This window comes from Rhizobium sp. AC27/96 (assembly GCF_001692325.1).
GTDB lineage: Bacteria > Pseudomonadota > Alphaproteobacteria > Rhizobiales > Rhizobiaceae > Rhizobium.
Genome location: NZ_LXKN01000037.1, coordinates 1 through 21,049 on the forward strand (window position 1 = coordinate 1; position 21,049 = coordinate 21,049).

Below are 21,049 nucleotides of genomic sequence, written 5' to 3' on the forward strand. Positions count from 1 at the left end.
ATCCAGGAAACACTAGAGCGAAGGACTTCGTCGCCAGCAGCGCCGCCGCCCTCGTTCAGTGATCGGGCTTATAGACCCTACCTCCGAACCAAGTCAACAGGCCTATTTTGAAAAAAATCAAAAAACACATAACTGATTGATTCTCATGATGAAATTATGAACACCCCTCTGATCGGCAGGAGCGGTGGGCCAGAACGGCATTATATCGCGTCTGTTGCGGCCCCGGGCTTGCCGGAAAGGCCGCGCCTGAAGGCGTAACGAGGTTCCATTCGCAGCCACCCCCCGCAAACCATGCGTCCCGCAACAGCAGATTTCATGGGAAACAGGCCTGCAGAGCGGCTGAACCTGGCCGCTTCATTTGACACCCTTGTCATAAATATGCACATCTTCGCCCCCAGCCTGCGGCTCGCATATAAGGAAGCGGATCTCGATTGGCATGATAACGGACAAAATGATGCTCCGATCGCTCGGCAACGAGCCGCCAATCCTGGCCGATGGCAGGCGAGCTCCGGACCGGCGCGAGGTTTCCTTGCGATGGCTTTCCGGTACGTTCCTCACCGGCCTTACCTCAAGCATATTGATGGGCGTCGCCCTATTTGCCGCACTTGACGGACGGCAGCAGCTGGCCATTCCGGCCGAAGCCTATGCGACAACGGACAGCCATGACGCCTCCGACGACCAGGTAACGCGCGGCGGCCGGCTGATCTCCACCGCGATCGCTTCCAAGCCATCCGACCGCAACATTCTCGAAGTATCGACCGTGGTGCGGGACGGCGACAAGGAAGTGGTGCGCCGCCAGCCCTTCGCTCATGTGAAGATCGCGCTCGCCACCAACCGCGTCGCCGGCGAAAGCTATCCGCCCTTCGATCCGCTGGCGATCTTTTCCGCCGACGAGAACATACCGCCGCCGGCCAACCGGACCGGAGCGATCTACGGTTCTGACGTGGAATCCGAAGTCAGCCTCAAGACCATATCCTTTCCGAGCAAGGACATCCCCTTCCCGCTCGCCGGTTCCATGTCGCTGGACGAAGTCGAGGAGAATGTGCGCTCCAACGGCTCGATCCTCGCCGACAGCAACACCCAGCTTTCAGCGCTTTACTATGTCGACCCGCGCCGCTTCGCCAATGATGACGCCGATGTCGATCTGACGGCGGGCCTTGCCGCTCGAATCGTCGAGGAGAACATGTCGGTCTCCGCCTCCGAAGCCGTGACCGCGCAGACGGAAGAATTTGCCGACGATATCATTCCTATTCGGGAAAACATGCCGATCGCCACGGCACTCACCAGTGCCGGCTATCTCAAGGCCGATGCAGACGACATCACCTCAAAGATTCAGCCTGTCTTCGGCTCATCCGATGTTTCCACGGGCGATGTGCTTCGCATCGGCATCCTGCAGAAGGGCGAACAGGCCAAGATCATCCGCGCCAGCATCTATCGCGGCACCAAGCACCTGCTGACCATCGCGCAGAACGACCATGGCGACTTCATCGCCGGCAGCGCGCCGCCGATGCTCGATGCCATCGCCACCGCCTTCGACAATGATGCCCCCGTCGTTGCCGCCGGCCGCGACCTGCCAAGCGTCTATGATGGCATCTATCGCGCGGCGCTTTCCTACGGCATGAGCAAGGAGATGGTGGCGCAGATCGTCAAGCTGCTCGCCAGCAACGTCGATTTCCAGGCACAGCTGAAACCCACGGATTCGCTGGAGGCCTTCTTCTCGGTCGCCGACGACAAGGGTCAGGCGACAGCCGATTCCGAGCTGCTCTACGTCAACGCCAAGTTCGGCGACACGGTCACGCGTTTCTATCGCTTTGAGGACCCGGCGGATCATTCGATCGACTATTTCGATGAGGCCGGCAAGAGCATCCGGCAGTTCCTGCTACGCAACCCTGTTCCGACAGGCATCTTCAAATCAGGCTTCGGCATGCGCCGCCACCCGATCCTCGGCTTTGCCCGTATGCATACCGGCGTCGACTGGGCCGCACCACGCGGCACGCCGATCATCTCCGCCGGCAACGGCATCGTTGAAAAGGCTGGCTGGGATTCCGGCGGCTTCGGCAATCAGACGCTGATCCGCCATGCAAATGGTTATGTCTCCTCCTACAATCACCAGAGCGCCATCGCCAAGGGCGTCGTTCCCGGCGCAAAGGTGGTTCAGGGGCAGGTCATCGGCTTCATCGGCTCGACGGGTCTCGCAACCGGACCGCATCTGCACTACGAGCTGATCGTCAACGGCACCAAGGTCGATCCACTGCGCATCCGCCTCCCCGGCGGCAAATCGCTCGAGGGCGACGCGCTTGCCAAGTTCCAGGATGAGCGCAAGCGCATCGATACCTTGCTGAGCGACGAAAAGTCGAAACAGGTCGCAAGCAAGTAGCCATCGAGATCGAGCGGATCCCGACTATCAGGCCGCTATCTAGGCCCGGTAGCTCTCAGCCGATCGACGAGTTCGGTGACGATATCATCCACGGCCTTCAAGGCCGTATCGACGACAATCGGTCCAGGACCCCAATTTTCGTAGCTTAGGGTGACGACCTCATCCCATGTCGGGTTCACATGACCTTCGATGTCAGTCTGGCGTGTTTCCACGCGCCGGCGATGCTCCACTTTGTCGGAGCAGATGACCTCCACGTCGATTGCGGATACACCCGCCCGCTGCGCAACCTGCCTCCAGGCCTCGCGCGTTATCGAAATCGGATTGACGGAATCGGCAATAACAGTGTTTCCCAGTTTGAGATTGTCTCCGGCTATCCCATAGGCGGCGATATATCCGGCAGGCCCGACCTCGTCTCTCAACATGCCGGAATTCCGCAGCGCCTGCTCGATCGTGTCGAGCCGGACATAAGTAGCACCCAGCCTTTCGGCCAGTGCCCGTGCAATCGTGGTTTTGCCGCTGCCCGGCAGGCCGCCAAAGATGACAAGCATGTTTCCCCCGATCCTCTGAACCCGTGCAAGCGTCACAGACCCGATGCCGCTCGGCAAGATGTTTTCCGAGCGAGCCTCCGAAAGCAAAATGGCGACCCGAAGGTCGCCATCCGCTGAGATCACAACATTACCGACCTTAGGCCGCTTCGTTTATGGCCTGGCGCGGGCGGAACAGCAGCCTGTCCGATCCACTGGTCACCTTGACCACTGAACCATCCGGAACCTGCCCGGAAAGGATCTGTTCGGCGAGCGGATCCTGAACATATTTCTGGATCACCCGCTTCAGCGGTCTCGCACCATAGACGGGGTCATACCCCTTGTTGGCAAGCCAATTGCGGGCATCCTCGTCGAGTTCGAGCTTGATCTTGCGCTCCGACAGCAGCTTCAACAGCCGCTCCAGCTGGATATCGACGATCGCGCCCATCTCATCGCGCTTCAGGCGATGGAACAGGATGATCTCGTCGATACGGTTCAGGAATTCCGGCCGGAAATGCGACCGGACCACGTCCATCACCTGCTCGCGCACCACATCGCTATCATCGCCATCCTTCAGCTGGGTCAGATATTCCGCGCCCAGATTCGACGTCATGATGATCATCGTGTTGCGGAAATCGACCGTGCGGCCCTGTCCGTCCGTCAAACGACCGTCGTCCAGAACCTGGAGCAGGACGTTGAAGACATCGGGATGCGCCTTCTCGATCTCATCGAACAGCACGACCTGATAGGGCCTGCGGCGAACGGCTTCCGTGAGCGCGCCACCCTCTTCGTAGCCGACATAGCCGGGAGGAGCACCGATCAGCCGGGCCACGGAATGCTTCTCCATGTACTCGGACATATCGATGCGCACCATGGCGGTATCATCGTCGAAGAGGAAGCGGGCAAGCGCCTTGGTCAACTCCGTCTTGCCGACGCCGGTCGGGCCGAGGAAGATGAACGAGCCGATCGGCCGGTTCGGATCCTGAAGTCCGGCGCGCGAGCGGCGAACGGCACGCGAGACCGCCTGAACGGCATCACCCTGACCGACGACCCACTTTGCCAGCTCGTCTTCCATTCGCAGCAGCTTGTCGCGTTCGCCTTCCAGCATCTTGTCGACCGGGATCCCGGTCCAGCGGGAGACGATCTGGGCAATGTTGTCGGCGGTGACCACTTCCTGCACCATGGAATCGCGGGCATTATCCTGCTCTTCCGCGGCGTGGAGTTCTGTCTCCAGCTTCGGGATCACGCCATAGGCAAGTTCGCCGGCGCGCTGGAATTCACCCTTGCGCTGGGAAATCGCCAGCTCGTTGCGAGCGTCATCAAGCTGCTTTTTCAAATCGGCGGCCAGACCCAGCTTTTGCTTTTCAGCCTGCCAGCGCGCGGTCAGTGCATCGGCCTCCTCTTCGAGGGAGGTAAGCTCTGTCTCCAACCGGATCAGCCGCTCAGCCGAGGCCTGGTCGGTTTCCTTCTTCAGCGCCTCGCGCTCGATCTTCAGCTGGATAATGCGACGGTCGAGTTCGTCGAGCTCTTCCGGCTTCGAATCCACCTGCATGCGCAGACGGGCCGCGGCTTCGTCCATCAGGTCGATGGCCTTGTCCGGCAGGAAGCGATCGGTGATATAGCGGTTCGACAGCGTAGCAGCAGCGACCAGGGCAGCATCGGCGATGCGGACCTTGTGGTGCTGCTCGTATTTTTCCTTCAAGCCGCGCAGGATCGAAATCGTATCCTCGACCGTCGGCTCTTCAACCATGACCGGTTGGAAACGGCGCGCAAGGGCCGGATCCTTCTCGACATGCTTGCGATATTCATCGAGCGTGGTCGCGCCGACGCAATGCAGCTCGCCGCGGGCGAGCGCCGGCTTCAGCAGATTGGACGCATCCATGGCGCCATCGGCCTTGCCCGCGCCGACCAGCGTGTGCATTTCGTCGATGAACAGGATGATCTCGCCATTTTCCGCCTGGACTTCGTTGAGCACGGCCTTCAGCCGCTCTTCGAACTCGCCGCGGAATTTCGCACCGGCAATCAGAGCGCCCAGGTCGAGCGCCATCAGCTTCTTGTCCTTCAGCGATTCCGGAACGTCGCCATTGACGATGCGCAAGGCCAGGCCTTCGACGATTGCCGTCTTGCCGACGCCGGGCTCGCCGATCAGCACGGGGTTATTTTTCGTACGGCGGGAAAGGACCTGAATGGTGCGGCGGATCTCGTCGTCGCGGCCGATGACCGGGTCGAGCTTGCCTTCGCGAGCCTCGGCGGTGAGGTCACGGGCATATTTCTTCAGGGAATCGAACCCCTGCTCCGCATTGGCGGAATCAGCGGTGCGGCCCTTGCGGATATCATTGATGACCTGATTGAGCCCTACTGGCGTAACGCCGGCCTTTTTCAGCGTCGCTGATGTCGAGGCGGACGATTCCATCGCCAGCGCCTGCAAAAGACGCTCGACAGTCACAAAGCTGTCGCCGGCCTTCTTCGCGGCCTCTTCGGCCGTGGCGAATACCTTGGCGAGCGGCTGTGCAAGATAGACCTGCCCATCACCACCGGAAACCTTCGGCAGTTTGGCAAGTGCGGCGTCATTGGCAAGACGGGCAGCCTTGGCGTCGCCGCCGGCACGTTCGATCAACGATGCAGCCATGCCCTGGTCGTCGTCCAGCAGCACTTTCAGAACATGTTCAGGCGTGAATTGCTGATTACCCTGCGCAAGCGCATAGGTTTGGGCGGATTGCAGGAAACCGCGCACCCGCTCGGAGTATTTTTCAATATTCATAATGGACCTCCATGGATCAACCTGCCCTGAGCGGCGCAGATCGATGATTGAGATTGGGCCCCCTCAATAGGCAGACCCCGCTCTGTCGCCGTTGAGATTTGCGGCAAAGCAACTGAGCAGAATATGGGAGGATAGCCGCCGAGTTTAAAGGGCGGAAAACCCGAAAAAATGAATGATTTTATGAGGTCGGAGGAGCGCCGCCTTCGGGCCGAAGGACCGCCCCATGGCTGGGAGTCCAACGGAACTTTGTGCCCCGTCTGAACAACGTCCCACGGAGGAAGGCCACAAAAACAAAAACGGCAGCGCGTTCAGCACTGCCGTTTCCATTTGGATATTCCATCGTTCCCTCACGGGAGAGAAGGCATTATTCCGAAGCAGCGTCCGCCAAAGCCGGAGCTTCGCCCGACCCAGCTTCGCCCTCGCCTTCCGCATCAGCGCTGCGGCGTGGCTGGCGACGAGGGCGGCTGCCGCCGGCGTTGCGGCGGCGCGGCTGACGCTCCGTCGCTGCGACGGCAGGCGTCTCTTCCTCGATCGCGACTTCGGCCGGAATGCCTTCGATCACCGGCTGCGGGCCGGTGCCATCGATGACTTCCGGTTCCGGAGCTGCGGCAACAACCGGAGCAGGCCGCTGATGGCGGACCGGAGGCGGAGCCAGCTGCGGCTGGTCGTCCATCTCCTGCGAATCCATATCGTCGCCGTCGCGGTCGCCGCCGTCACGCTCATTGTAATTGTGCTGATCGTCGCGCTGGAAGCGTTCCTGCATCTGCGCCTGGGCGCTGGCAATGATGCGATAATAGTGCTCGGCGTGCTGAAGGTAGTTTTCAGCCATGACCCGATCGCCGGAGCTTTGAGCGTCACGCGCCAGAGTCGCGTATTTTTCGGCGATATGCTGTGCCGTACCGCGAATTTTCACATCGGGACCGGAGCTGTCGTAAGTCCTGGTCAGCGGGTTAGAGCCTTTGCGGTTGAAATTATTGTTGTTGTTATTTCCACCACCGCCGCCGCCGTTGTTGTTACCACGCCCCCGACCGCGCTTATTCTGCTGTCCTGGCCTCATAGATCCTTCACCTGAATTCTCTTCGTTGGGATAAAATTCATACACGACACCTGCCGCCGCGGTTCGGACCCTTCCGAACCAAGGCCTGCGTGCCGCAAGCAAACTGCGCTTTAAGCGCCGGTCTGCCGCTCGACTACGTCAGATTAACTGATCACGCATTGGGTTATCTTCAACCTTTGACACTCTTACCAAAGAGCGGATCCCCGAGGCTGTCCAAGACAGGCGAATCGTCTCGCCTATTCCCAGCCGCCCAACGCGTGAGCGCAACCTATATCGCTTCCTCAGGAAATCCAAGCTTTTTCTTCGCGATAACAATAGAGATCCCACAAATCCGCAGCAAAATGTCGCGTTAATGATGCAATCTAAACACAAGCACCCGCTCGTTCTGGCCGTAGTCACGAACCGCTTCGACAAGGAGAAATCCTGCTCCTTCAAAGACAGAAGTCACCGTTTCACGCTGATCGTAACCGATCTCCACTCCCACCATGCCATTCGGGTGTAGAAACCGCGCCGCATCCTTTGCGATCGCTCTATATGCATCCAGCCCATCAAGACCCCCGTCAAGGGCCGCGGGAGGATCGAAATCCTTTACTTCTGGAGCGAGAGTGGAAATGACACTGGAGGCAATATAGGGCGGATTTGAGACAATCACATGAAATCGTTCGTGGATGGCATCAAACCAGCTTCCTTGCACAGTATCGAACCGTGCCGCCAAGCCATTCCGCTCCGCATTGCCGCGTGCGGTCTCCAGCGCCTCGCCGGAGATGTCGGAACCAACGCCCGTCGCTTGCGGACATTCATGAAGCAGAGCCAGACAAATGGCCCCGGTTCCCGTTCCCAGATCAAGTAAGTGGACATTCCCGAGCTCGGATTCAAGGCGCCGCACATGCGGAAGCATCGTATCGACCAGTATTTCTGTGTCAGGCCGAGGCTCCAGCGTTGCCGGCGATAGCCGAAAGGGCAAGCCATAGAATTCGCGTTCGCCAAGAATACGGTGGACCGGCTCATGGTTGAGACGGCGATCGATCGCCGCTCGCGCCGTGCCGACATCATCGGGCGATACCGCTTCCGAACCCCGCGTCACAAGCTCGGTGGAGGAGAGATGGAGGAGCCCGCCGACAAGGATTCTTGCCTCGGTGGCGGGGTCATCAAGATCGGCCTTAGCAAAACGGGCACGCACCTCCTGCAGGAGCCCGGCTACGGTCGCCCCCTGCCCGCTGTTCATGCCTGTTCGCCAAGCTGGGCGAGCTGGCTCGCCTGGTAATCCGCCAGAAGCGCATCGACCACCTCGTCGATCTCGCCGATCATCATCCGGTCGAGCTTGTAGAGCGTCAGGTTGATGCGATGATCGGTGACGCGTCCCTGCGGGAAGTTATAGGTGCGGATACGTTCGGACCGGTCGCCGGAGCCGACCTGGCTCTTGCGGTCCGCCGAGCGTTCATTGTCCGCGCGCTGGCGCTCCATGTCGAATAGACGCGAGCGCAGCACCTGCATCGCCTTGGCGCGGTTCTGGTGCTGTGACTTCTCCGAACTCGTCACCACGATCCCCGAAGGAATATGGGTAATGCGCACAGCCGAGTCCGTGGTGTTGACGTGCTGGCCGCCGGCGCCCGAAGAGCGCATGGTGTCGATGCGGATATCCTCAGGGCGGATCTCGATATCGATCTCCTCGGCCTCCGGCAGTACGGCAACAGTTGCCGCCGAGGTATGGATGCGGCCGCCCGCTTCGGTTTCCGGTACGCGTTGCACGCGGTGCACGCCGGATTCGAACTTCAGGCGCGAAAACACACCCTTGCCGGTGATCGTGGCGATAATTTCCTTGTAGCCGCCAGCTTCGCCGTCGCTTGAGGACAGGATCTCGACCTTCCAGCCGTTGTTGGCAGCGAAGCGCTCATACATGCGAAAGAGGTCGCCACCAAAAAGCGCTGCTTCCGAGCCGCCCGTGCCGGCGCGGATTTCAAGGATGGCGCTCTTCTCGTCGGCGGCGTCCTTCGGCAGCAGCAGAACCTGGATTTCCTTCTCGAGGACTTCGATCCGCTCCTTGACCTCAGGCAATTCCATTTCGGCGAGATCGCGCATCTCGCGATCGACGGACTTGTCGGCGAGCATGGTGTCGAGATCGGCCGCCTCGGCAAGCACGCGCTCATAGTCGCGGATCTTGGCGACGACCGGCTGCAATTCGGAATACTCGGAAGCAAGCTTCACATAGACATCCGCGGCCGGGCCAGCGGACATGCGCGCCTCGATTTCCCCAAAGCGACGCTCCAGTTCGCGCATTTTTTCAACGGGAAGCTTGGCCACCCTTTACTCCAATTCTTCTTATTATCTCTGCTGTGACATGATGCGCATGATCCTGTCCGGAAACCGTTTATCGTTTTCGTGGATCACGCGCTAAAGCGGAATATTGTGGCTCTCGGCAAAGCCTACAAGGATATCGCGCATCGAAGAGGTGGGGCGCGTGTCGTTCAACGCTTCCTCCATGACATCCGACAGGGCCTTGAGATCGAGCCCCAGAAGCATGGCCTTGACCGGGCCGATCGACGCCGGAGACATCGAAACCGAGCGGAAGCCGAGGCCGAGCAGCGCCATGGCCGAGATCGTCTTGCCGGCGAGTTCGCCGCAGAGCGTCACCGGCGTCTTGTTGCACTCGCCAGCCCGCACGATATCCCGAAGAATGCGCAGGAACGGCCGCTCGAGCGGGTCGAAACGATCCGACACGCGGGCATTGCCGCGATCGACAGCCATCGAGAACTGGAACAGGTCGTTCGAGCCAACCGAGACGAAATCGACCGCCGCCATCAACTCGTCCAGCTGCCATAGCAGCGCCGGCACCTCCAGCATGGCGCCGAATTGCAGCTTGCGCGGCAGACCATGGCCGAAGCGGGACAGATGCTGCACTTCCTTCTGCAACAGCTCACGCACCGCCTTGATCTCGGAGACTTCCGTGACCATTGGCACCATCATCTTCAGCTCGCCATCGGCGGCCGCCTTCAGCATGGCCCTCAGTTGCGTGCGCAGCAGGCCCGGGCGATCCAGCGACAGGCGAATGGCGCGCCAGCCTAGCGCCGGGTTTTCTTCCTCATGCGCGCGGAAATAGGAGACGACCTTGTCGCCGCCGATATCGAGCGTCCGGAAGGTGACGACGCGCCCGTCCGCCTGCTTCAGCACATTGCGGTAGAACGCCTCCTGCTCATCCGCCTTCGGCATGGTCGAGGCGATCATGAACTGCAGCTCGGTGCGGAACAGGCCGATGCCTTCGGCGCCGGATTCGGCAAGCTGCGGCAAATCCACAAGCAGGCCGGCATTCATCTGCAACGAGATGCGCTGCCCGTCCTTGGTGACCGGCTCGACCGCGCGCAGTGCACGGAACTGCTCTTGCCGGCGGGCGCGGAACCGCACCTTTTCCTCGTAGGAACGCTGATGGTCAGCCATCGGTCGGAGATGCACATGGCCGCCATCGCCATCGATGATGACCGAATCGCCATTCTCGGCAAGGGCGACGATGCCGGTCGCCTGGCCGATGACCGGAATGCCCATGGCACGCGCGACGATGACGACATGGCTCGTGACGGCGCCTTCCTCCAGCACCAGTCCGCGAATATTGGCTCGGGGATAGTCGAGCAGCTCGGCAGCGCCCATGGCACGCGCGAAGATGATCGCATCATTCGGGAAGCCTTCGGCGGCCGTGCGACCCGAATAGCCGATAAGCTGCCGCAGCAGCCGGTTCGCCAGATCCTCGAAATCGTGCATGCGCTCGCGAAGATATGGGTCGGTCAGGCGCATCATCCGCGCCTTGGTATCGCTCTGAACCTTTTCGACGGCAGCTTCCGCGGTCAGGCCGTTGCGGACAGCTTCTTCCAGCTTGCGCACCCAGCCCTGGTCATGCGCGAACATGCGATAGGTTTCCAGCACCTCGCGATGCTCGCCCTCCATCGAGACATCACGGCGCGACAGCATGTCGTCGATCGAAATACGCAGCGAGCCGAGCGCTTCGGCCAGACGGCCGATTTCCTTATCGGTGTCTTCGTTCAGCAGATTGGTGACGACGATGCGTGGCTCGTGCAGCACGACATAGCCGAGCCCGATGCCTTCATTGTAGCTGTCGCCGTCGATGGTGACCGAGCGGGTCAGATCGAGTTCCAGGCCGGGCTTGGTGATCTTCTTCAGCTCGCCGGTGGCGATCATTTCGGCCAGCACCATCGCCGTCGTCTCAAGCGCTTCCAGCTCTTCCTCGCGATAGGTTCGGCTGGCCTTGTTCTGGACGACGAGAACGCCGAGCGAGCGGCCCGTGCGCAGGATCGGCACGCCGAGGAAGGAATGGTAGATCTCTTCACCGGTTTCCGGCAGGTAGCGGAAGGCGGGATGCGACTGCGCGTCGGAGAGGTTGAGCGGCTGGGCGGAGGCGGCGATTGTACCGACCAGGCCCTGTCCCATCTTCAATTGCGAAAGGTGGACGGCTTCCTTGTTGAGGCCCTCGGTGGCGTAAAGTTCGAGGACGCCGTCTGCGCGCAGCACGTAGACGGAGCACACTTCGGCGACCATGTTGCTGGCAATCTGGCGGACGATCCGGTCAAGACGCTCCTGCGGCTCCAGCGGCTCCGCCATCAATTCGCGCAGCCGCTTGAGCAGAACGCGTGGACCGCCGGATAGGTCTCTCATTGCGTCTCTAGCTCCCGAATCAAGATATCACGCCATTCTTGCCCACGTCAGGGCCGGCCGAAACTCGCCTCCGTTACGGTCCGTCGTCAGCAGTCCTGAATCAACTCTTATCCAGACCGTAGCAGGAATGCAAAGTCCTGACTGCGAGTTCTGCGTAAGGACCGTCGATCAGGATGGAAATCTTGATTTCTGACGTCGTAATAGCCTTGATGTTGATACCTTTTTCGGCAAGTGCCCGGAAAGCGGTCGCGGCCACGCCTGCATGCGAACGCATGCCGATACCGATGACCGAAACCTTGACCAGACCTGATTCGTTTTGAATCACGTCGTAGCCGATCTTTTCCTTGTTCTCGCCCAGCACGCGCAGTGCCTTATCGACATCGCCCGAAGGAACCGTGAAGGTCATGTCGGTCTTGGAGCCGTCCTCGGAAATATTCTGGACGATCATGTCGACATTGATGTGGTTTTCAGCCAGCGGTCCGAAGATCGCGGCGGAAACGCCCGGCCGGTCGGCAAGACGACGCAGCGAGATCTGGGCCTCATCCTTGGCATAGGCGATGCCGGTGACTACTTCCTGTTCCACGATTTCTTCCTCGTCACAAATCAGCGTTCCGGGCGGGTTGAGCAGATCGCCCATGCCCGGAGCATCGGGATCTTCGAAAGAGGAGCGCACGAAGGTGCGAACCTTAAAGACCATGGCCAGCTCGACCGAGCGCACCTGCAGTACCTTGGCGCCGAGAGACGCCATTTCGAGCATTTCCTCGAAGGCGATCTTCTTCAGGCGGCGGGCCTTCGGCTCGATGCGCGGATCGGTCGTATAGACGCCATCGACGTCGGTATAGATGTCGCAACGGTCAGCCTTGACCGCAGCGGCAATGGCCACTGCAGATGTATCGGAACCACCGCGGCCGAGCGTGGAGATACGATTGTCGGGGCCAAGCCCCTGGAAGCCGGCGACGACTGCCACCTGGCCCTCGCCCATGCGGCGGATCATCTCGCTGCCGTCGATCTCAAGAATGCGCGCCGCGCCATGGGCGTTGTCGGTGCGGATCGGGATCTGCCAACCCTGCCAGGAGCGGGCATTGATGCCCATAGCCTGCAGCGCGATCGCCAGCAGGCCTGAAGTCACCTGCTCACCGGAAGCAACGATCGCGTCGTATTCGCGCGCGTCATAGATCGAATGGTCGGCGCCGGCGACTTTCGGCATGTTCTGGACCCAGCCGACCAGCTCGTTGGTCTTGCCGGACATGGCGGAAACGACGACCGCGACCTCGTGGCCGGCGTCGACTTCCCGTTTCACATGGCGTGCGACATTCTTGATACGGTCCAGATCCGCGACGGAAGTTCCGCCGAATTTCATCACGATGCGTGCCATGTGCCTCTACCAGTACCCAGCGCCGGGCGGCCGAAATGCGACAAGCCCGGCATGCGAAATCACCCTTCCGGTCCATTAGCCGGAAAAGCCCATATCAATGGGGGCGTCTCTTAGCGAGTTTGGCAGGCGGGTGCAATAGCTTGGCGCGGCCGCGCCATGAATAGTTTACTCTAAAACTCCACTTTTAGGCTCGACCACATCTTGTCGAGGATCATCCCTTCCTTGGGGATGTTTTCCTTGTTGAGGAAGGTAGCGACGAGCACGCCGCCATCCGGCCGGCCGGTCGCCACGATCTCATAGTCCATGACATCATTGTCGGTGGTGGTTTCCGCCTTAACGCCCTTCATCAATACACCACCGGGAAGCATCCGCTGCGCCGCCTCCTTCTTCAGCTTGGCGCCGCCGCTGATGCTTTCCTGAATCATCTGCTGCAAGACGAAATCGGTAATGCTGGAAGGATTGAGACCTTTGTATTCCTGGATGACGATCCCCGTGCCGACCGGTGTCATCAACGCATACTGCTCCACCCCGCCGCCAAGATCCGTTTTCGCGACCGTGAACTTGCCGTCGTGATCGAAGGAAAACTTGCCCCCGCTGAACGTCACGGTTTCGCTGCGCTGCAGCTCCACCGAAACCTTGCGGCCGTCCTTCATGGTGACATCGAGACTATCGCCCGGATTGATGCCCACTTCGACGCCGTCGACCGTCAGACGAAACCCCTTTCCGTCTCCGGCATTCGCGTGACCGATAGTGAGACAGCCTATGGCAACCACGGTCGCGAGGCGCAATGGTCTCATGAAGAACTCCTCCTTGGGCCGGCGGATCAAACCAACCCCCGGTTTTGAAAGTCCATTTGAAAGCCAGGGCGATTGATCCGCCATGAAACGGTTCTTTGTCAACCTTCCTCCAATATCCGCCGATGCCGTCCGGATGACACGGAGACGCAGCAACGGGCGCAGCCCTTGACATCAGCCTCCGATCGTCCGACTTCACATCTGATGGAATTATGCCTCGCGACGATGCGCGCGGATTGCACGGTGCAGACCAAGGAGTGAACCATGACCGAAACGGCGAAAAGCACGATCGACCAGAGCGAAGTCGACCGTTTCTCCGCCATGGCGGCGGAATGGTGGAGCCCGACCGGCAAATTCAAGCCGCTGCACAAGTTCAACCCGGTGCGCCTTGCCTATATCCGTGACCATGCCAGCGAAAACTTCGGCCGCGACCCGAAAAGTAGCCGGCCCCTGGAGGGCCTGCGCGTCCTCGATATCGGCTGTGGCGGCGGCTTGCTGTCAGAGCCGATGGCGCGCATGGGCGCCTCTGTCATTGGCGCCGATCCGTCCGAAAAGAATATCGGCATCGCCTCGACGCATGCCAAGGCCTCAGGCGTTCCCGTCGATTATCGTGCGGTGACCGCCGAGCAACTGGCCGAAGCCGGCGAGACCTTCGATATCGTGCTGAACATGGAAGTGGTCGAGCATGTCGCCGATGTCGAGTTCTTCATGACCACATGCGCGAAGATGGTGCGGCCCGGTGGCCTCATGTTTGTCGCCACGATCAACCGCACGATGAAGGCGGCGGCGCTGGCCATCTTTGCCGCTGAAAATGTCTTGCGCTGGCTGCCGCGCGGCACGCATCAATATGAAAAGCTTGTTCGTCCGGAAGAGATCGAGAAGCCGCTTGCCGCCGACGGGATGGAGATCATCGCCCGCACCGGCGTGTTCTATTCGCCGCTGCAGGACCGCTGGAACCTGTCGAAGGACATGGACGTGAACTACATGCTGCTGGCGAAAAGGGCTGTTTGAAGCCGCAAGCGGTCGATTCTGGCCTAGATTTTCAGCGTCCTCACATGCGCCAATAGATCGCCTTGGCCTCCGGCGTTGAGCGCTGCGATTTCCTTCACGCGATTTCGATCGATCTCCAGGGGCGCGCCGTCCGGCCCATAGGGACTCTTGAACGAGAAGGCTTCGGCGCTTGGGCCCTTGTCGTGAAGATATTCCAGCCGCTCGACGCCGTCTTTCCACTCTGGAACGACACCGGCATCCACCCACCAGAGAACCAGCGGTGGCCAGCTTTGCCTGACATTCCAGTGCCGGGCATGTTTCAACGCATCGGCATGCACGCCGCTATAGCTGAACGCCATCAGCGACTCGATATCGGCCCAGAGCGATAGCGACGAGGGTGCAGTCGCAAAGCCGCTGCCTTCGATGAAGCGCGGAAAGACCTGTTGGCCCCAGCAGGAAGTACCCGGCTCGCCCGTGTAGCCGGAGCGGCCGATAAAGCCATGGGCACGAGCCGCAGCCTCGAAATTCGCCGCTTCCCGCAGGCGAAATCCTTCGACGGCAGCGCTCTCATAGGCTGCGACATGCAGCCCGAAATTATACATGGCCAGATTTTTGCCGACGCCTGCCGACATCAGTTGATATCGTCTGGCAAAACGGGAATGGCGGCGATTTCGATGCCTTCGTCGACAAGCGCCTGAGCCTCGTCCGGCGTGGCCTTGCCAATGATCCCGCGCGCGTCCGCCTCGCCATAATGGATCTTGCGAGCCTCTTCGGGAAACTTCGCGCCGACATCCTCGGCATTGGCCTTGATCGCCTCGACCGCCTCCTTGAGCTTGACCATTACCTCCTTGCGGGCAGCGTCCATGGCCAGCGTCTGCATCTCGTTCTTCTTGCGCGCGGTGGATACCGATGGCGCCATCAGCAGCTTCGAAATCACCGAGGAATTGCAGACGGGACAGGTCAGAAAGCCGCTTTCGATCTGACGGTCGAAATCGGCGCTTTCCGAAAACCAGCCCTCGAACTCGTGGGCATTGTCACAGCTAAGGGAGTAACGGATCAAGCAGCGACGCCTCCAGCCGCCGGCGTCGCGATCTTTTCCAGCGAAAACTCGCGCGCATTCTTCAGGTTTGGAATCTTGTCATGGGCAGATTTCACCGCCGCGACATCGATCTCGGCGACAATAACCGCTTCGCCCGTGCCGCCGGCCGACGCCAGCACCTTTCCCCAGGGATCGATGATCATCGAGTGACCGAAGGTCTCGCGGCCGTCTTCATGCTTGCCTGCCTGCGCCGCGGCGATGACGAACATGCCGTTCTCGATGGCGCGGGCGCGCAGCAGGATTTCCCAATGCGCCTCACCGGTCTGCCGGGTAAAGGCGGCAGGCACGGTCATCACCTGGGCGCCGGCAACGGCCTGGGCGCGGAAGAGCTGCGGAAAGCGCACATCATAGCAGATGGAAAAGCCAAGTTCGGCAAAGGGCAGAGAGGCGATACGCGCCTCAGATCCCGGCCTGTAGACGGCACTCTCGCGCCAGCTCTCGCCATTGTCGAGATCGACGTCGAACATGTGGATCTTGTCGTAACGGTTGATGAGCTTGCCGTCAGGACCAAAGAGGAAGCCGCGATTGGCAATCTTGCCGTCGTCGAGCGCGATCGCCGTCGAACCGATATGGAGGTGGATACCGAGTTCCTTGGCCAGCTCGGATGCCGTCTTGACGATGATATCATTTGGCTCGTCGCGCAACACGGCGCGCAAACCCGGACGATCCTTCTGCACGGCGCCGGTCATCTCCGGCGTCTGCACATAGACAGCGCCCTGCGAGGCGGCATCACGGACCAGACGCGCCATGTCGGCCGCGTTCTTCACCGGATCGACACCGGAGCACATCTGAATGGCGGCGGCTTTGAAACTCATCGTCGTTTCCCTTGCGAAAGCGGTTCAGGCGGCCAGCATCGGATCGAGCTTGCCGGTCCGGTCAAGCGCATGGAGATCATCGCAACCGCCGACATGCTCACCATTGATGAATATCTGCGGGAAGGTCGAGCGGCCGTTCGACTTCGAGATCATTTCCTGGCGCATGTCGGGCGAATAGGTGGCGTTGTGCTCGATATAGTCGACGCCCTTGGAATCGAGCAGCGACTTCGCCCGAGAGCAGAAGCCGCAGAACTCACGCGTATAAATAACCACGGATGCCATGATTCACTCCGGAAAACTTAGATTTACTGTCATATAAGATGGCTGACGACCCTTGCAAAGGTCAAAACAGTCACATCCGCCGCACCCGCCTTCTTCAGGGCACGGGTCGCCGCCGCCACTGTTGCGCCCGTGGTATAGACGTCGTCGACCAGCACGATACGCCGGCCGAACACATCGGCAGCACGATGCTCGGAAAGAGCGAATGCCCCACGCACATTGTCCTGCCGCGCCTTGGCGCCGAGACCGACCTGCCGGGTCGTGCGCTTGACGCGCAGCAGCGTCGCGGCGAGCAGCGGTTTTCCGGAAAGGCGAGCGATATGGCGGGCAAGCTCGGCTGCCTGATTATACTTGCGCGCAAACAGCCGCGCCCGATGCAGCGGCACCGGAATGATGGCGTCGCAGGCGGCAACAGTGCCATCGCTGGCGCGCAGCATCCAGCCAGCCATCATCGGCGCGAGATCGGAACGATCGCGATATTTCAGGCTGAGAACGAGATCGCGCACGATACCGTCATGGACGGCAGCGGAGCGCAGCCGGTCGAAAACCGGGGGATCGGCGATCGCCTCGGCACTGAGGATCCCCGCGCCAAGATCATGCGAAAACGGGCTGCCCAGAACCTCGCAATAGGGCCGCTCGATGAAGCGGATGCGGGACCAGCAGGCCGGGCAAAGACCGCGATGCGCCCCGACGGAAACCCCGCAGCCGGGACAGGCCGGCGGGTAGACCAGATCGGCCAAAGCCAGCCAGGGCCTTGTGAGCCCGGACCGCAGCATCGACCATGTGATTTCGCGCGCCATCATCCCCATATGATTGACACTAGCTTTTTCCCGCAGGCTTTGCGAAGGAAAACACCCGTGCCCGCCACGGCTCGCCTAACGATGAGATTGCAGGAAACCGCCATGGAAACCGTGTTCGACCAATCGTTGCTCCTTGCCCGCAAACGCCGGGCGCTGAGACAGGGAGATACGAAGGCGACGTTTCTTCTCGACATCGCGGCGCAGGAATTGGCCGAGCGGCTTGGCGTGACCGAGCGGCGTTTCGACGAGGCCCTGGAGCTTCATGGCGCAACCGGTATCGCGGCGCGGCTGGCATTGGCGACCGGCAAGATCGGCCATCTCAGCAGGATCGAAAACGAGACCGGTTTTGCAGAGCCGGGCGAGACGATCATCGAGGCACCGCTGGAGGAGTTGCCGCTGGCGGCGGAGTCAGTCAATCTCGTCCTCTCACCGCTCAGCCTGCATCTGACCAACGATACTCCAGGCGTCTTCATCCAGATCCGCCGGGCATTGAAGGCCGATGGCCTCTTCCTGGCAGCCATCCCCGGCCTGGGAACCCTGCAGGAATTGCGCGACGTGCTGCTGGCAACCGAGATCGAACTGACGGGCGGAGCCAGCCCACGCGTGATCCCCTTCGCCGATGTCCGCGATGTCGGCGGTCTGCTGCAACGGGCCGGCTTCACGCTGCCTGTCATAGATGCGGAGACCTATACGGTACGATACGACAATCTGTTTGCCTTGATGCGCGACCTGCGCGCCATGGGCATGACCAACCCGCTTGCCGATCGCAGCCGCAAGCCGCTGTCACGCGCCTTCTTCCTGCGCGCGGCCGAACTCTACGCCGAGCGCTATTCCGATGCGGATGGCAGGATCAGGGCGACATTCTCGATCATTTACGTATCCGGCTGGACGCCGCATGAGAGCCAGCAAAAGCCGCTGCGGCCAGGCTCGGCAAAGGCACGGCTCGCCGATGCGCTCAAGGTCGAGGAGCACAAGCTCAAGCAATAATCATTCGACCGGGGCGAAGCGGTCTGTGATCGCGTCAGTTCTGGTTGACGGCGGAATTCTGGACCGTATTGGAAACGAGGCTGAATGTGTTGGCGAGGCTGCCGCCAAAGGCGCCGACACCGCTGATAATCGCCGCCGACATGAGAGCGGCAATCAGCCCGTATTCGATGACCGTTGCACCGGTCTTGTCATTGAAAAAACGCCGTACGGAACGCATACGCTCAAAGCTCCCAGCCCCAGCATTGGACATCAACATCTCGTGAATCCGATGCTGTCATGGCATCTGGCAGGCTATGCGCAAGCTTTATTGGCAGCCGCTATCCGCGCCATACCCCTGGACGATGCAGACCGCACCCGGCTCATGCTGCAGCACGCTGCGGCGGATCGTATACCGCTTGCCGTTTTCAGTCTGTGGGATCGAACCGGTGGTAATATTGTCAAGATCGGGTGCACTTGCAAGCACGCGCGACTTGGATTTGTCGGAGAGCATTGGCGTCAGGATAAGCGAAAGCGCCACCGCCGCCGTACCGAACAGCAAAGCGATATTCAACGCGCCCGTCTTGCGCGACGTGGAATAGGACTGCTCTTTTTCCTGAACAGCTTTCCAGAAATCGTCGTCCATTGTGTCAAGCCTTCTTTAACGCACCCAACAACCTGCTTGATTGAGAGCATTGAATGCCAGAAGGTCATAAACGATCCCTTAATATCCACATGCAAATTAATGAGACGTAAAATTCTGGGACACCGGCCGATTCGGGTTACAGGCCTGATATTAAATGGCTAATTTTCGTTAACCCTGTTTGCGATGCGCCGTCCCCGGGCGCACTAAACGCATGGATCGCGGCCACTGACGAAATCCCGCACATCGTCGAACTTCAAACATCTCCGGCAGCAACACGTAAAAGAACAAGTAAATCTCGCAAACACCAATAAATTGAGATTGACCTACACATACCTTGATGCAACCTATGAAGGCATATTGTTATCATAAGTTGCATAGGGGCTAATATATGGTGGTTCTGTTTAAAGCCGTCGGCGGCATCGTCATAGCCGTTGCGATCATGATCGGTATCTGGATGCTTGCCATCGGAGGCATCAGCGGCTTGGTCCCGGGGCTGGTCGTCACCCTTATGTATGCATTTTGCGGTGCCGTGATTTTTACCTTCGGATTGATGCTCGAACATCTCGAGGCAATCCGCCGGGATTCAGCCAGACAATCCGAAATGTTGACGGAGCTGCTACGGAGAACACCGAAGACAGAGCCTTCCCATCGAGAGGCTATGGCGAACAATCTCGATCAGCTCGTGAAATCGAACTTCCGCTTCAAGGAAATCTGAGCTTACAGCAGATCTTGCAAGAAGGGGATCAGTGGCTCGTCGGCCGGCGGCATCGGGTAGTCGCGCAGGGCCTGCGGCCGCACCCATTTCAGCGCCTGCCCTTCCCGACCATGTGCGATGCCCTCGTAACGCCGGCAGATGTAGAGCGGCATCAGCAGATGGAAGGTTTCATAGGTGTGGCTGGCGAACGTCAGCGGCGCCAGGCAGGCAATCTTGGTCTGGATACCGAGCTCTTCCTCAAGCTCGCGCACCAATGTCTCCTCCGGCGTCTCGCCGGCCTCGACCTTGCCGCCGGGAAACTCCCAGAGGCCGGCCAGCGACTTGCCTTCCGGACGCTGCGCCAGAAGGATGCGGCCATCGGTGTCGATGAGCGCGCAGGCAGCAACGAGAATGATCTTGCGGCCGGCCTCGCTCATGCTTCCTCCGAGGAACGCCAGTAGCAGTAGCGATAGGCCTCGCGAAATCCGAAACGCTCGTAAAGCGCCAGAGCGGGCGCGTTGTCGGCGCCGACTTGAAGCCAGGCCGTCTTGGCGCTGCGCATCCGAGCCCAGCGCAGGGCAGAGGTCAGGATCTCCGCACCCAGCCCCTTGCGCCGGTGCTGCGGCGAAACCGCAACCGACATGATGCCGGCAAGGTCATTGTCCTGCACGCAGAGCGTCGTCGCCACCGGCCCGGCATCGTCATTCTCGATGACGAAAAGACCCGAAGGCGGCTTGATGCTGCTGACCACTTCCGCCAGCGCGGGCTTTAGTGCCGGGTCGGCCGCGTCGACCAACAGACTGGCATCGACGTAGCGGCCGACATCGTGGCTCGGCAGATGGTCCAGCATGTCAGGCAGTTCGAGGTCGACCAGATCGGCGGTCATAACAAGCGTTTCTTCAAACCGCGTCCAGCCGCGCCCACGCAGCAGATCGATGAATTGCGGCGAGGCAAGCGGTGTTTCGCGCACAACCATCGGCCTGCCATAGGCTTCGAACTTGCGCTGCGCCTTCGTCAGCCGGATTTCGAGATCGCGATGATCGGAAGGATCGAGCGGCACCACCGAATTGAGCCGCTTGGAAGGGTGACCCGCCGTCAGCCGAACTTGCCAGCTGCCGTCATACTGCACGGACGAGGCAGGCCAGGCTCGAAAGCCAACGGCTTCGAGCCTGCGCACCAGCGGCAGCTTGTTTATCGTGGACTGCGCGTGCATCAG

The 21,049-nt window shown here is 60.3% G+C and carries 21 protein-coding genes; 4 read left to right on the plus strand and 17 right to left on the minus strand.

Annotated elements, in window-relative coordinates; translation table 11 throughout:
• The first annotated feature begins 436 nt into the window (after positions 1–436).
• Positions 437–2,377 carry a M23 family metallopeptidase gene (locus A6U86_RS24645; protein WP_068396534.1) on the plus strand — a complete coding sequence of 647 codons (1,941 nt, stop codon included), beginning with the start codon at positions 437–439 and terminating at the stop codon, positions 2,375–2,377.
• A 35-nt stretch (positions 2,378–2,412) separates the two neighbouring features.
• Here A6U86_RS24645 and A6U86_RS24650 read toward each other — a convergent pair whose 3' ends face one another.
• From A6U86_RS24650 to A6U86_RS24685, 8 genes are all read right to left on the minus strand, one after another.
• A complete protein-coding gene (locus A6U86_RS24650) occupies positions 2,413–2,925 on the minus strand; it encodes an AAA family ATPase (protein ID WP_068396611.1) in 513 nt (170 codons plus the stop codon).
• Positions 2,926–3,061: 136 nt separating this feature from the next.
• The gene (clpB, locus tag A6U86_RS24655) at positions 3,062–5,662 is read right to left on the minus strand and encodes an ATP-dependent chaperone ClpB (RefSeq protein ID WP_068396537.1); all 2,601 of its coding nucleotides are present in this window, start codon (positions 5,660–5,662) and stop codon (positions 3,062–3,064) included.
• A 364-nt stretch (positions 5,663–6,026) separates the two neighbouring features.
• Positions 6,027–6,719, minus strand: coding sequence for a DUF4167 domain-containing protein (locus A6U86_RS24660; RefSeq protein ID WP_068396540.1), 693 nt, complete (start codon positions 6,717–6,719; stop codon positions 6,027–6,029).
• A gap of 349 nt (positions 6,720–7,068) precedes the next feature.
• Complete coding sequence (prmC, locus tag A6U86_RS24665; protein ID WP_068396543.1) at positions 7,069–7,944, minus strand: peptide chain release factor N(5)-glutamine methyltransferase; 876 nt, start codon at positions 7,942–7,944, stop codon at positions 7,069–7,071.
• Positions 7,941–9,020: a peptide chain release factor 1 gene (gene prfA / locus A6U86_RS24670; protein ID WP_068396546.1), complete on the minus strand. Its 1,080-nt coding sequence runs from the start codon at positions 9,018–9,020 to the stop codon at positions 7,941–7,943. The genes prmC and prfA overlap by 4 nt, the downstream gene beginning before the upstream one ends.
• Positions 9,021–9,110: 90 nt before the next feature.
• Positions 9,111–11,378 carry a phosphoenolpyruvate--protein phosphotransferase gene (ptsP, locus tag A6U86_RS24675; RefSeq protein WP_068396549.1) on the minus strand — a complete coding sequence of 756 codons (2,268 nt, stop codon included), beginning with the start codon at positions 11,376–11,378 and terminating at the stop codon, positions 9,111–9,113.
• Positions 11,379–11,478: 100 nt separating this feature from the next.
• Positions 11,479–12,753, minus strand: a complete 1,275-nt coding sequence (locus A6U86_RS24680; protein WP_068396552.1) for an aspartate kinase — start codon at positions 12,751–12,753, stop codon at positions 11,479–11,481.
• A gap of 170 nt (positions 12,754–12,923) precedes the next feature.
• Positions 12,924–13,550: a hypothetical protein gene (locus A6U86_RS24685; RefSeq protein WP_068396613.1), complete on the minus strand. Its 627-nt coding sequence runs from the start codon at positions 13,548–13,550 to the stop codon at positions 12,924–12,926.
• A 261-nt stretch (positions 13,551–13,811) separates the two neighbouring features.
• On the opposite strand from A6U86_RS24685, the gene ubiG reads away from it, so the two are divergent.
• Positions 13,812–14,558, plus strand: a complete 747-nt coding sequence (gene ubiG, locus A6U86_RS24690) for a bifunctional 2-polyprenyl-6-hydroxyphenol methylase/3-demethylubiquinol 3-O-methyltransferase UbiG (protein WP_068396555.1) — start codon at positions 13,812–13,814, stop codon at positions 14,556–14,558.
• Between the two features lie 23 nt (positions 14,559–14,581).
• Here ubiG and A6U86_RS24695 read toward each other — a convergent pair whose 3' ends face one another.
• The 5 genes from A6U86_RS24695 to A6U86_RS24715 are packed head-to-tail and all read right to left on the minus strand — an operon-like array spanning position 14,582 to position 17,539.
• Positions 14,582–15,169 carry a DUF3291 domain-containing protein gene (locus A6U86_RS24695; protein ID WP_068396558.1) on the minus strand — a complete coding sequence of 196 codons (588 nt, stop codon included), beginning with the start codon at positions 15,167–15,169 and terminating at the stop codon, positions 14,582–14,584.
• Complete coding sequence (locus tag A6U86_RS24700; protein ID WP_068396561.1) at positions 15,169–15,597, minus strand: DUF1178 family protein; 429 nt, start codon at positions 15,595–15,597, stop codon at positions 15,169–15,171. Before A6U86_RS24700 ends, A6U86_RS24695 begins: the two co-directional genes overlap by 1 nt.
• Positions 15,594–16,451: a carbon-nitrogen hydrolase family protein gene (locus tag A6U86_RS24705; RefSeq protein WP_068396564.1), complete on the minus strand. Its 858-nt coding sequence runs from the start codon at positions 16,449–16,451 to the stop codon at positions 15,594–15,596. Before A6U86_RS24705 ends, A6U86_RS24700 begins: the two co-directional genes overlap by 4 nt.
• A gap of 24 nt (positions 16,452–16,475) precedes the next feature.
• Entirely contained in the window at positions 16,476–16,733 is a 258-nt protein-coding gene (gene grxC / locus A6U86_RS24710) for a glutaredoxin 3 (RefSeq protein WP_068396567.1), read from the minus strand.
• 29 nt (positions 16,734–16,762) lie between these two features.
• Complete coding sequence (locus A6U86_RS24715; protein ID WP_068396571.1) at positions 16,763–17,539, minus strand: ComF family protein; 777 nt, start codon at positions 17,537–17,539, stop codon at positions 16,763–16,765.
• A 93-nt stretch (positions 17,540–17,632) separates the two neighbouring features.
• On the opposite strand from A6U86_RS24715, the gene A6U86_RS24720 reads away from it, so the two are divergent.
• On the plus strand, positions 17,633–18,517 hold the full coding sequence (locus A6U86_RS24720) for a class I SAM-dependent methyltransferase (RefSeq protein ID WP_068396574.1): 885 nt from the start codon (positions 17,633–17,635) through the stop codon (positions 18,515–18,517).
• A 34-nt stretch (positions 18,518–18,551) separates the two neighbouring features.
• Here the strand turns inward: A6U86_RS24720 and A6U86_RS24725 are convergent, their stop codons facing one another.
• Positions 18,552–18,734, minus strand: a complete 183-nt coding sequence (locus A6U86_RS24725) for a Flp family type IVb pilin (RefSeq protein WP_068396577.1) — start codon at positions 18,732–18,734, stop codon at positions 18,552–18,554.
• Between the two features lie 87 nt (positions 18,735–18,821).
• A complete protein-coding gene (locus A6U86_RS24730; RefSeq protein ID WP_068396580.1) occupies positions 18,822–19,139 on the minus strand; it encodes a hypothetical protein in 318 nt (105 codons plus the stop codon).
• A gap of 388 nt (positions 19,140–19,527) precedes the next feature.
• On the opposite strand from A6U86_RS24730, the gene A6U86_RS24735 reads away from it, so the two are divergent.
• The gene (locus A6U86_RS24735; RefSeq protein ID WP_068396583.1) at positions 19,528–19,854 is read left to right on the plus strand and encodes a hypothetical protein; all 327 of its coding nucleotides are present in this window, start codon (positions 19,528–19,530) and stop codon (positions 19,852–19,854) included.
• 2 nt (positions 19,855–19,856) lie between these two features.
• Here A6U86_RS24735 and mutT read toward each other — a convergent pair whose 3' ends face one another.
• Both mutT and A6U86_RS24745 read right to left on the minus strand, forming a co-directional pair.
• A complete protein-coding gene (mutT, locus tag A6U86_RS24740) occupies positions 19,857–20,270 on the minus strand; it encodes an 8-oxo-dGTP diphosphatase MutT (protein ID WP_068396586.1) in 414 nt (137 codons plus the stop codon).
• Positions 20,267–21,046 carry an N-acetyltransferase gene (locus A6U86_RS24745; protein WP_068396589.1) on the minus strand — a complete coding sequence of 260 codons (780 nt, stop codon included), beginning with the start codon at positions 21,044–21,046 and terminating at the stop codon, positions 20,267–20,269. The genes mutT and A6U86_RS24745 overlap by 4 nt, the downstream gene beginning before the upstream one ends.
• Positions 21,047–21,049 lie beyond the last annotated feature (3 nt).